Annotated in this window: 9 protein-coding genes; 6 read left to right on the top strand and 3 right to left on the bottom strand. The window is 45.5% G+C overall.

What is annotated here, in order from left to right:
• The first annotated feature begins 524 nt into the window (after positions 1-524).
• Positions 525-1,094 (top strand): Uma2 family endonuclease, encoded by a 570-nt coding sequence (locus JGK20_RS08345; protein ID WP_293191829.1) that lies wholly within the window; start codon positions 525-527, stop codon positions 1,092-1,094.
• Between the two features lie 74 nt (positions 1,095-1,168).
• On the opposite strand, the gene JGK20_RS08340 is transcribed toward JGK20_RS08345, so the two are convergent.
• The gene (locus tag JGK20_RS08340; protein WP_293191826.1) at positions 1,169-1,363 is read right to left on the bottom strand and encodes a hypothetical protein; all 195 of its coding nucleotides are present in this window, start codon (positions 1,361-1,363) and stop codon (positions 1,169-1,171) included.
• Positions 1,364-1,375: 12 nt separating this feature from the next.
• Positions 1,376-2,458, bottom strand: a complete 1,083-nt coding sequence (locus JGK20_RS08335) for a PIN/TRAM domain-containing protein (protein WP_293175123.1) — start codon at positions 2,456-2,458, stop codon at positions 1,376-1,378.
• A 368-nt stretch (positions 2,459-2,826) separates the two neighbouring features.
• Between JGK20_RS08335 and hemW the strand changes: the two genes are divergently transcribed.
• From hemW to JGK20_RS08315, 4 genes are all read left to right on the top strand, one after another.
• On the top strand, positions 2,827-4,167 hold the full coding sequence (gene hemW / locus JGK20_RS08330; protein WP_293175121.1) for a radical SAM family heme chaperone HemW: 1,341 nt from the start codon (positions 2,827-2,829) through the stop codon (positions 4,165-4,167).
• Between the two features lie 227 nt (positions 4,168-4,394).
• Positions 4,395-4,655: a hypothetical protein gene (locus JGK20_RS08325; RefSeq protein ID WP_293175119.1), complete on the top strand. Its 261-nt coding sequence runs from the start codon at positions 4,395-4,397 to the stop codon at positions 4,653-4,655.
• Positions 4,656-4,776: 121 nt separating this feature from the next.
• Positions 4,777-5,043, top strand: coding sequence for a DUF1830 domain-containing protein (locus tag JGK20_RS08320; protein ID WP_293175117.1), 267 nt, complete (start codon positions 4,777-4,779; stop codon positions 5,041-5,043).
• A gap of 623 nt (positions 5,044-5,666) precedes the next feature.
• Entirely contained in the window at positions 5,667-7,232 is a 1,566-nt protein-coding gene (locus tag JGK20_RS08315; RefSeq protein ID WP_293230033.1) for an FAD-binding oxidoreductase, read from the top strand.
• 416 nt (positions 7,233-7,648) lie between these two features.
• Here JGK20_RS08315 and JGK20_RS08310 read toward each other — a convergent pair whose 3' ends face one another.
• On the bottom strand, positions 7,649-8,518 hold the full coding sequence (locus tag JGK20_RS08310) for a lipid kinase (protein WP_293175113.1): 870 nt from the start codon (positions 8,516-8,518) through the stop codon (positions 7,649-7,651).
• A 304-nt stretch (positions 8,519-8,822) separates the two neighbouring features.
• Between JGK20_RS08310 and JGK20_RS08305 the strand changes: the two genes are divergently transcribed.
• Entirely contained in the window at positions 8,823-10,217 is a 1,395-nt protein-coding gene (locus tag JGK20_RS08305; protein WP_293195988.1) for a HEAT repeat domain-containing protein, read from the top strand.
• Positions 10,218-10,395 lie beyond the last annotated feature (178 nt).

Here is a 10,395-nt window from a genome sequence, read left to right as displayed (position 1 = left end):
TATTATTCTTGATAAGAATGTTCTCTGACATTTTTAAAAGAGCAGACTGCGGTGCAAATCACCAAAGGGTCAAATGATGCCCGAGGGAGGGACTCAGTTGACAGTTGACAGTTGACAGTTGACAGTTGACAAGACCTCTTGCAAAAATCGGAAAACACCCTGAAATTATCTGCGTTTACCTGTGTTTATCTGTCTGACATCTGCGGTTGCAGGATCGATCGAAGACTTATGCAATCTTGTCTACAGTTGACAGTTGACAGCTTGCCGTGAACGTAGTCGAATGGTTAACCTAGGACATCAGTTGACCTAGAAGGAAGAGGATTGGAGTAATAAATAGTTTTCTTTTTATTTCTCCTTATAAGGGATAGGCTTTCAACTAATTCTTTCTGCTAATTTTAACCGCTCTTCAACCCCTCTGGGTTGGGATGAGAGTTTGTACAGACGCCGTTTCAACCGCCTGGTATTCTGAGCGATCGCGCATCGACGAGCTATAATTGTGTAATCCTCACCCACCTCAAAATTATATGGTTGCAAGTAAAAGCGACACCTACGTCTCCCCCGAAGACTATTTAGCAGGCGAGAAAGTCAGCCCCATCAAACACGAGTACAGACAAGGAAAAGTCTATGCAAAAGCAGGGGCAAGCAAAGCTCATGTCATTATTATGGGGAACGTATCTGTACTTTTGAGAAACCATCTTCGGGGAAGTGGCTGTATACCTTACATGGCAAACATAAAAGTTCGGATTGAGGCAGCAAATTGTTATTACTATCCCGATGTAGCGGTGACTTGCGATGAACGGGACAGTAATACTGCTGAAGATTTCATTATCTACCCGCGCTTAATTGTGGAAGTTTTATCGCCTACAACAGCGGCTTTTGACAGAGGCGAAAAGTTTGCCGATTACCGTACTTCCGAAAGTTTGCAAGAGTATGTATTAATCAATCAAGAAAGAGTTAGTGTAGAGTGTTTTCGCCGGAATGCAGAGGGTTTGTGGGTGCTTTATCCTTACAGTGAAGGGCAAGACGTTCAGTTGGCGAGCGTTAATTTTAGCTGTGCGATCGAGGCTTTGTATGAAGATGCGATACTACTCTAGTTCATCAAAATTGTTCGATCGTTCGGACTAAAGTCCTGATTGACTAAACGGCAGAGAGCGGACTAAAGCCCTCACTACAAACTTGATTTTTTCTTGCTGGCTTTCCAAGTGCCGCCGTAGAAGTAAAAAGGATTGTTTTTACTTACCGATTCCCAACATTTAAGACAGAGAAAAAACCACTGCCCCGACTCGTCATACCGGGCGCGGTAGAGAGTCGGGGCAGATAGGGAACAGCGATCGCAATATTTAACCCTAATTCCTCTGGCCATTGTTTCTCAGTTTCAAGCAATAACGGACTCTTGAGGGCGGGCAAAAATCATGCGGCCCGCGCTAGTTTGCAAGGCGCTAGTAACTACGACTCGGGCTTCGGCGCCGACGTAGCTGCTACCTGCTTCTACGACAACCATTGTGCCGTCATCCAAGTAACCGATTCCCTGAGACGGTTCTTTGCCTTCTTTGCGGATTTTTAGTTCGATCGTATCTCCCGGCAAATAAGTCGGGCGCACTGCATGAGTCAAATCGTTGATATTTAAAACGGGCAGTTTTTGAACGGTAGCTACTTTCGACAAGTTGTAATCGTTGGTGAGCAAAATGCCGTCGATATCCAAAGCGAATCGGACTAATTTAGCATCGACTGTGGCAATCTCTTCGTAGTCAGCCGAGTGAATTTGAATCCGTTCTGGATATGTTTCTTTGATGCGGTTGAGTACATCTAAGCCGCGGCGCCCGCGCACTCGCTTTTGATCGTTAGCGGAATCAGCTACCAGTTGCAGTTCTTGCAGCACGAATTGCGGGATGATAATTTGACCTTCGAGGAAGCCTGTTTCTAGCAGGTTTTCAATCCGGCCGTCAATAATGCAGCTTGTATCGACAACTTTGGCACTTGTTGGCTTGAAATTACCTTCGCCTATCAACACTGTGGTGTCTAAGCTTTTGGGGTTGATCAGTCGCAGGAAAGCGCGGCCGTGGGTGTCTGTCAAACTGACGCCTGTGAAGCCGAACATGACGCTGCCCAATACTGCGACTAGGGGTTTGATGAAGCCGAACTCGCGGGGAATTGGCAGCAGGAACAGCGGAGCCAGCATTAAGTTGGCGACTAGCAGCCCGATGATTAAGCCGATCGCCCGTGTCAGCAGCATTTCCACCGGCATATCGCGGACTTGCTTTTCTAACCGCCGGTAGGTTGTTTGAGCGACTAATCCCAACACGAAGCCGATTAATGCTCCAAACGAGCCCAGTACCGAACTTAGGCCTTGTATATTTGTAACTTGCTCCAGCAGGTTGTTTGGCAGGAGCTCGACTCCGTAATAGCCGATTCCTCCGCCTGCAATTATGAATGAGATAATTATGATTGCGTCTAGCATTTAGTTCTAGGTTAATGAATGTGTTTATATTATATCTTTCTAGTGCTGATAGTTTTTTCGTGGTTGCGGTCGGATATCGCTATCTTTACTTACCAATTTTTATGAACTTATATTTCGCGCCAGTACCGTGCAGGGGGATATGCTACCCCTGCTTCACGGCATTGAGCGCGCCCCTTCACGGGCAGACATGAGGTGCGAATAGACCGCCCTGCAACCTGTTCGGGAATTACTGCCGATCGCGACCGGTGCGAGGTTAAACTAAAAGAGCGGGCTCTTTCTTGCTAAGAAAATGTCACAATATACATAATTATTTATAACGGTTTAATTAAAACTTTAGATTTGAAGTTGCACTTTTAGCTGGAAATGTAATGAACCCTACCACAGATTATTTAACATTTGAATTCCCAAAAAGTGGGCAGGTGGCAAATTCCGGCATTCCCAGTTCGGCTTACCTGCACGTACCTTTTTGTCGCCGCCGCTGTTACTACTGCGACTTTCCGGTTTTTGTGGTGGGCGATCGCAAAAATGGCGAAAATTCCGGCACAATTGTCCAATACGTTGCCGTACTGTGTCAAGAAATTGCAGAAACTCCAAATTTAGGTACATCTCTAAAGACAGTTTTTTTTGGTGGTGGCACGCCTTCGCTGCTTTCTGTCAGTCAATTGAGCCATATTTTAGAAACTATCGACGGCAAATTTGGCATTGCTGCTGGGGCAGAAATTTCAATAGAAATTGACCCTGGAACGTTTACTTTAGAACAGTTGCGGGGATATGCCGCAGCGGGAGTAAATCGAGTTAGTTTGGGAGTGCAAGCTTTTCAGGATGAATTGCTGCAAGCTTGCGGGCGATCGCACTCGGTGGCAGAAATTTTGGAATCAGTAGAAATAGTGCGATCGGCTGGGATTGTCAATTTCAGTTTAGACCTCATTTCTGGACTGCCGCACCAAACCTTAGAACAATGGGAAGCTTCCCTAAAATCAGCGGTAGCAATTAGCCCGACTCACCTGTCGAGTTATGACTTAATTGTTGAGCCCTTAACAGCTTTCGGGCGATATTTTGAAGCAGGTTCCCAGCCGCTACCAGCCGATGAAACTGCTGCTCAAATGTACCGTTTAGCGCAGGAAATTCTGACTGATGCTGGCTACGAACATTACGAAATTTCCAATTATGCTAGGCCAGGCTATCAGTGTCAGCACAACCGCGTTTATTGGGAAAATCGCCCTTATTACGGCTTGGGGATGGGGGCGGCGAGTTATGTGGAAGGCCGGAGGTTGACAAGGCCTCGCAAAACTCAAGAATATTATCAGTGGGTGCGAAATCTTTCCGAGACAACTTCTGCTGCTACCGCCCAACTGGGGGGGGAGACCCAGACCGATATTCACCCAGCAATTGAACCCAATTTTCAAGTCTCAGACAATGACGTTTTGTTAGAAACGCTGATGCTAGGTTTGCGTTTGGCAGAAGGGGTTAGCCTGTCGGCGCTGACTGAAAAGTTTACTCAGCAAACGGTTGATAAAATTTGGCATTGCTTGCAGCCCTACTGGCGGCAGGGATTGGTGGAAATTGTGAATGCTGGGGCGATCGCCACTTTAGCCGAAGGTGAAAAACTGCTCCTTTCGGGAAATTTGAGATTGAGCGATCCCGAAGGTTTTTTGTTTTCTAATACAATTTTAGCCGACTTGTTCAGCAAGTTAGAAGAGGACAATTAGCTTATGTCTGAGGAAGTATACACAGCGCTAAGGCGATCGCCCGTCCAGCCACACCCAGCAATTCGACAATCAGAAAATTAAATTGCTCCCTGGGTTTATAATGTCAAAAATAATGTGTTTTATATCGATCCTTAATAAAACTTAAGTAACGAACTAAGCCTTGAGATAGACGCGACGACTGAAATCCGGCTGTCATACTTGAGAGTGACGATTTAAAAAAGATCTTGATGGAAACCCTGACTCTCGAACGCCACAACATTCACAGCAATCCCAATCGGGTAATTAGCGATCGCGGCTGCAATCAAACTTCTAAGTGTAAATTTTGCGGTCACTACAAGATGCAAAGAGGTGCCGTGGGTCACTGTCAATTGTTAGGCGCACCAGTGCGAGGAGGATGGAAATCTTGCACTTTAGCACTGCCACCTTTTGCACCTTCTTGGGAACAGGTGGAAGGCGCCACTATTTCCTCAGGGACATTTATTAATTAATTATTAATTAATCTAAAGAATGTCGGGAAAATTTGATTTTGACAGGCGAGCGGATATATATTAGACTGAGGCTGGTGACAGATACCTTACACAATTTCACAAACAAGTTAAAAACATGAATATGACACTTACTCAGGTAATTTCGGAACGTGATGCGCGTATTTTGTGTTGGTATCTCAATACTACTAGCCAAATGCAAATTGCTCGGATTACAAATATTCCGAATTGGTATTTTGAGCGGACGGTGTTTCCGGGAGAACGTTTTTTGTTTGAAGCGCTCCCGTCCGCTCAGTTAGAAGTTTGCAGGAGTGCGGAGACGGGTGCTATTGTGTGCGAGCGAATTTTGTGCGATCGACTGCGAGTTGAAGAATTAAGCGCACCTGATTAAACCAGTTGACAAATAAGTAGGGTGCGTCAGGTGTGACATTTTCAATCACCACCCAAAGTCTCAGGCTGACGCACCATTGATTCCGGGGATAAGCTGTCGTGCAAATAAACATTGCATATTCGGGACGGGCTAGAAGCCCATCCCACAAGACTTAGATTATTTCTTGACATACAGTTTAAATGCCGCAACAGCTTACCTCAGTCTGAGATGGTTGGTTTGTCGCCAAAATCATCCTAGCTGACCAAGAATTTCACAGGTGGTACCCGCCACGTGATTTATCCGTGGAATCAATCCCAAATCGAAAATCATCAAGCCCCCGAATTTATCCGTGGGTCGCCTCTAAAATCTAAAATCTAAAATCGATTGACGCACCCTACCGATCGGGAACGGGAGCATCTCAGTTTTGCAAGAAGCATTTTTTCTTCACAGTGCGAGCGTCCCCGCTCGCGTGCTTTTATACGCACGCGAGCGGGGACGCTCGCACTGTAAATGCAAAACTGAGATGCTCCCTCGGGAACTCTTGTGGGGTGGGCCGGAGAACCCGCCCAAAACTTAAATTTAAATGCAGACCAGATTCTAAGCTAAATTATATAAAATTAACCGCTATTAAATATTAAAACCCGATGTCCCTCACCGAAAAAATTCTCTCCCAAGTGCCGGGAGACGCCCTTGGAGGCCTGCGAAAGGTCGATCGACTCTGGGAAAACCTCAAACAAAACACCGCCCCAACACCCGCAGCCGTCAAACACAGCCAACAACCCCTAGAAACCCTCGACTTCGACATAGTTATCAGCGGCGGAACCCTAGGAATATTAATCGGTACAGCCTTAGCAGTACGCGGTTGGCGAGTAGCCTTACTCGAACGCGGCATCCTGCGAGGGCGCGAACAAGAATGGAACATTTCACGCAAAGAATTAGACGCATTCTTAGAACTAAACTTGCTTTCAGTTGAAGAAATAGACAAAGCAATTGCCACCGAATACAACCCAGCCCGCATCAGCTTTACCAACACCCCTGACATCTGGATTCGCGACGTACTCAACATCGGCATCGACCCTATTTACCTCCTCGAAACCCTCAAACATAAATTTCTCCATTTCGGAGGAAAACTATTTGAAAATACACCATTTAAAACAGCAACAATTCACCCCAACGGAGTTATAGTAGAATCAGAAAATACCGATTCACCAAATGTCAACACTTCATTTACAACCAGATTATTATTAGACGCAATGGGATATTTTTCGCCCATTGTCCGTCAGGCAAGACAAGGCAAAAAACCCGACGCCGTATGTTTAGTAGTCGGCAGTTGTGCCCAAGGATACCCCAAAAATGACACTGGCGATATATTTGCATCCTTCACCCCAATGCAAAATCAGTGCCAATATTTTTGGGAAGCATTTCCCGCCAGAGACGGGCGCACGACTTACTTATTTACCTATATAGACGCCGACACAAAAAGATTTAGTTTAGAAACATTATTTGAAGACTATTTGCGCTTGCTTCCCGAATATCAAAACGTCGAACTCGAACAGTTAAAATTCCAAAGAGCACTCTACGGATTCTTTCCCTGCTACCGCCAAAGCCCTCTAAAAATGCCTTGGAATCGGATACTTCCAGTCGGAGACAGCAGCGGCAGCCAATCGCCCCTCAGCTTCGGCGGTTTCGGGGCAATGGTGCGCCACCTCAAACGCTTGACTCTCGGAATTGACGAAGCTTTAACCAGCGAAAGTCTAGACAAAAATTCCCTGGCACTTTTGCAACCGTATCAACCAAATCTATCAGTTACTTGGTTGTTTCAGCGTTCGATGAGTGCTGCGATGAATCAGAAATTAAACCCCAATCAAATCAATCAACTTTTGGCTGCTGTATTTGGAATAATGGAAGAATTGGGAGAACCAGTGCTCAAGCCGTTTCTTCAGGATATCGTGCTGTTTCCGGCTTTGTCGCAAACTTTATTTAAAACTGCAATCAGCCATCCGGGATTGGTGATGAAAATTATCCCGCAGGTGGGGATAGCTAATTTGCTCGATTGGATGGTTCATTATGTGAATTTAGGGATTTATACAGGATTACAGCCTTTAGGGAAAGCGGTAGAACCGCAGGTAAAAAATTTAGGAACCCAACAGCAATACTATTTTCACCGATTAGTTGAAGCCTGGAAATACGGCGCTGGAGGCGATTATTAATTCTCAGTATTTTTATTCGTAGTAAGCACTTTCCTTTGGGCGAAGGTACGTAGTTGCGCTTCAGCGCTCTTTATAATATTAGGAAAGAGCGCTGAAGCGCAACTACGTACCTAATTTGTCTGATGACAATAAAACTGGGTTTGTAGTGAGGACTTTAGTCCTTCTTCTATTAAGGAATAAAGTCCTCACTACGAACCTTTTTTACTATGGTAATCGAGCGGATATGATATTACCGGGCGCTTAGCCTGGAAGTTATACCAATTATCTAAAATTGTGCAACACTCTTTGACCCCCCCCTAGCCCCCCCTTGCTAAGGGGGGGGACAAGAATACTGTTGCATTCTTCTGAAAAATTGGTATTAAATTAATCTTTTGTGGAACGGGCATCTTGCCCGTTACTGATATATGAGTTATCAGTTATGCAGGAGCGATAACGGCCAAAGCTTGGGGAATCACTCGGAATTTTGCAGGCGTTTGAGTGGTAATTTCACCGTCGGTATTAATCGGACGGCGCTTGCTAGTATTGATCTCAATTTCTTGAGCGTGCAAGGCGCGAACGTTGGGCCAACTGTTATGATTTCCTTGCCTCATCGCTGGCAGCAAAGCAATGATTTCCCACCAATTTTTTGTCTCTAAACTATACAAATCCAGCCGCCTGTCGTCGATGGTGGCATCTTCGGCAACTGTCATGCCACCGCCGTAATAGCGGCCGTTGCCGATCGCAATTTGAATGGTTTTCACATGAAAAGATTGGTTGTTTACTTTAATTTCGGCTCTAAATGGTCGCGATTCCCAGATTGTTTGTAAGGCGGTAAAAGCATAAGCTAAAACTCCCCAGCGCTGTTTCACGTCTTTAGTAAGTCTCTGGGTAATTTGCACGCTCAATCCTAAACTAGCTACATTAAAAAAATGCTGGCCGTTCACCCAACCTAAGTCTATGAGCCGAATTTTACCGCTGGCAATTACTTGACAAGCTGCGGATAAATCTGTTGGAATTTCGAGAGTGCGGGCTAAATCGTTAGCAGTTCCCATTGGCAAAATACCTAAGGGTAATTTAGTGTCGATCAAACCTTCTATGGCGCAGTTGAGTGTGCCGTCGCCTCCGCCGATTATTACTAATTCGACTTGATGTTGGTAGTGCCGAATTGTTTCGGAAATTTCATTTGCGTGGTTTGTAGATTCGACAATTAAATCAAAACCAAGTGCTTGTAATTTTACAGTGGCTTGAGATAATAAATTTTGCCCTTTGCGGGAGTGCTGGTTTACTAAAAGGAGAGCTTTTTTCATGAATAATTGGGAATTGGGAATTGGGAATTGGGAATTGGGAATGGGAATTATGTCATGGTTGGGTGTGGTTGTTTTTATCTTGGTTGTCTAAAAGCTGTGCTAAACTGCGATTTTGGTTTTTCAAATTAAGAATTTCACAGGTGGATGACTTAAGTGCATGAATTTAATGCTGTAATTACATTTTACCCATGGTGATGGATTGACATTAATCTTAAATAATTGATAATTGTAGCAAAAGATTGCTGAAAAGTCTCTCGCATTCTGCGCTAGCTGTCATCTACCTTCTTGAAGCTAAATTAAAATCATGTCGAATATTTTAGAACAAGCGCAAGCTGCTGCCGATCGCCAAAACTGGCCTCTTTTAGTTGAATGCTTGCAGCAATTGACAGCAAACGGTAGTCAGCAGCCGGAAGAACATATTTTAGAAAAGGCTGTCAGTTTAGCAATCGCAGCCTTAGAATGGGGGGATTTTCAAGACCGCTGGGAAATTGCTAAGGTATTGCCCAATCTGGGAAATGGCGCGATCGCACCTTTAATCGCCTTGCTTGAAGACGAAGATGCAGATACAGAGCCCCGGTGGTTTGCCGCCCGCATCCTCGGAAAGTTCGTGAAGCCTAGCTATCCCAAAGGCAATCGCCCGGAAGTGATGCAAGCTTTAGTAAAATTAATCGAAAATTCTGATGAAGAATTGAGCCAAATTGCGGCGGAAACTCTAGGAAATTTCGGCACGAGTGCGATCGAATCCCTGACAACTCTCCTACAACAAGCAGACTCGCGACAGTTTGCTACAGCAGCCCTCGCCCAAATTCGGCGCCCCGAAATTATCCCACCGCTGTTGAGTGTAGTCACGGATTCTCAAGTTGCGGTGCGTGCTTGCGCTATTGAGGCGTTGAGTAGTTTTCACGACTCTCGGATTCCGTCGGTACTGGTAGGTGCACTCAAAGATCCGGCGACAGCAGTCAGAAAGGAAGCGGTGCGGGCTCTTGGGGTGCGCGCCTATTTAGATGCAGAATTAGATTTAGTTAAGTTGCTCAAACCTTTGCTTTGGGATATCCGTTTAGAAGTTTGTCAGGAGGCGGCGATCGCAATTGGGCGACTGAAAACCGATGCTGCGGCGGCGGCTTTATTTGAATTGTTGCGATCGCCCGCAACTCCCCTTGAATTGCAAATCGAAACTGTGCGTGCCCTCGGCTGGAGTGAAACCGCTGCCGGTTTAGAATATTTGCAAAAAGCGCTGATCTGGCGATCGGCTGCTGATTTAGAAGGCGAGGTATTGACAAGTAATTCTGCAATTCCAATTATCGATGAACACCGATTAATTCAAAACAAGAATCCTGCTGTTTGTCAAGAGATTGTCACTGTTTTGGGGCGAGTGGAAAAGCCGGAATTAAAAACCAAAGCTGCTGAAATTGCGATCGATTTGCTAGAGGGCAATCATCCCGCGGTGCAGTCTTCCCAAATCAAACAATCTTTGGCTTTAGCGTTAGGACAATTAGGAGATATCAGAGCGGTAGATGTGTTGATTCAACTGTTGGCAGATGCCGATAACAGCGTCAGACTGCATAGTTTATCAGCACTCAAACGGCTGGGTGGGGGAGAGGTTCGGCAGCAATTAGCAAGTTTAGTCGATCGTCCAAGTCTCGAACCCAGATTAAAACAGGGAATTGCGATCGCCCTGCAAGAATGGCAAGAGAATTAGGATGCAATAGTAGAATTAAGAAAAGACGGCGAATAGAATTCGCGACTACACAAACGATGTCCGCCTCCGCGGACTGAAGAGGATAAGGTAATTTCAACCGGACACTCTTTAACCCGCGGAGGCGGGTTTTGTCTGTTTAGGCGCGGTTTCAACCGCCGTCTGTCTTCTTCTGTCTTCT

Source organism: Microcoleus sp. PH2017_05_CCC_O_A (assembly GCF_020738785.1).
Classification (GTDB): Bacteria; Cyanobacteriota; Cyanobacteriia; order Cyanobacteriales; family Microcoleaceae; genus Microcoleus.
This window is presented reverse-complemented; position numbering and strand designations above follow the sequence as displayed.

What these genes read in the sequence shown, in the direction of transcription:
- JGK20_RS08345 (WP_293191829.1), top strand. Translation starts at nt 525, where the DNA reads ATGGTTGCAAGTAAAAGCGACACCTACGTCTCCCCCGAAGACTATTTA.
- JGK20_RS08340 (WP_293191826.1), bottom strand. Translation starts at nt 1,363, where the DNA reads ATGGCCAGAGGAATTAGGGTTAAATATTGCGATCGCTGTTCCCTATCT.
- JGK20_RS08335 (WP_293175123.1), bottom strand. Translation starts at nt 2,458, where the DNA reads ATGCTAGACGCAATCATAATTATCTCATTCATAATTGCAGGCGGAGGA.
- hemW (WP_293175121.1), top strand. Translation starts at nt 2,827, where the DNA reads ATGAACCCTACCACAGATTATTTAACATTTGAATTCCCAAAAAGTGGG.
- JGK20_RS08325 (WP_293175119.1), top strand. Translation starts at nt 4,395, where the DNA reads ATGGAAACCCTGACTCTCGAACGCCACAACATTCACAGCAATCCCAAT.
- JGK20_RS08320 (WP_293175117.1), top strand. Translation starts at nt 4,777, where the DNA reads ATGACACTTACTCAGGTAATTTCGGAACGTGATGCGCGTATTTTGTGT.
- JGK20_RS08315 (WP_293230033.1), top strand. Translation starts at nt 5,667, where the DNA reads ATGTCCCTCACCGAAAAAATTCTCTCCCAAGTGCCGGGAGACGCCCTT.
- JGK20_RS08310 (WP_293175113.1), bottom strand. Translation starts at nt 8,518, where the DNA reads ATGAAAAAAGCTCTCCTTTTAGTAAACCAGCACTCCCGCAAAGGGCAA.
- JGK20_RS08305 (WP_293195988.1), top strand. Translation starts at nt 8,823, where the DNA reads ATGTCGAATATTTTAGAACAAGCGCAAGCTGCTGCCGATCGCCAAAAC.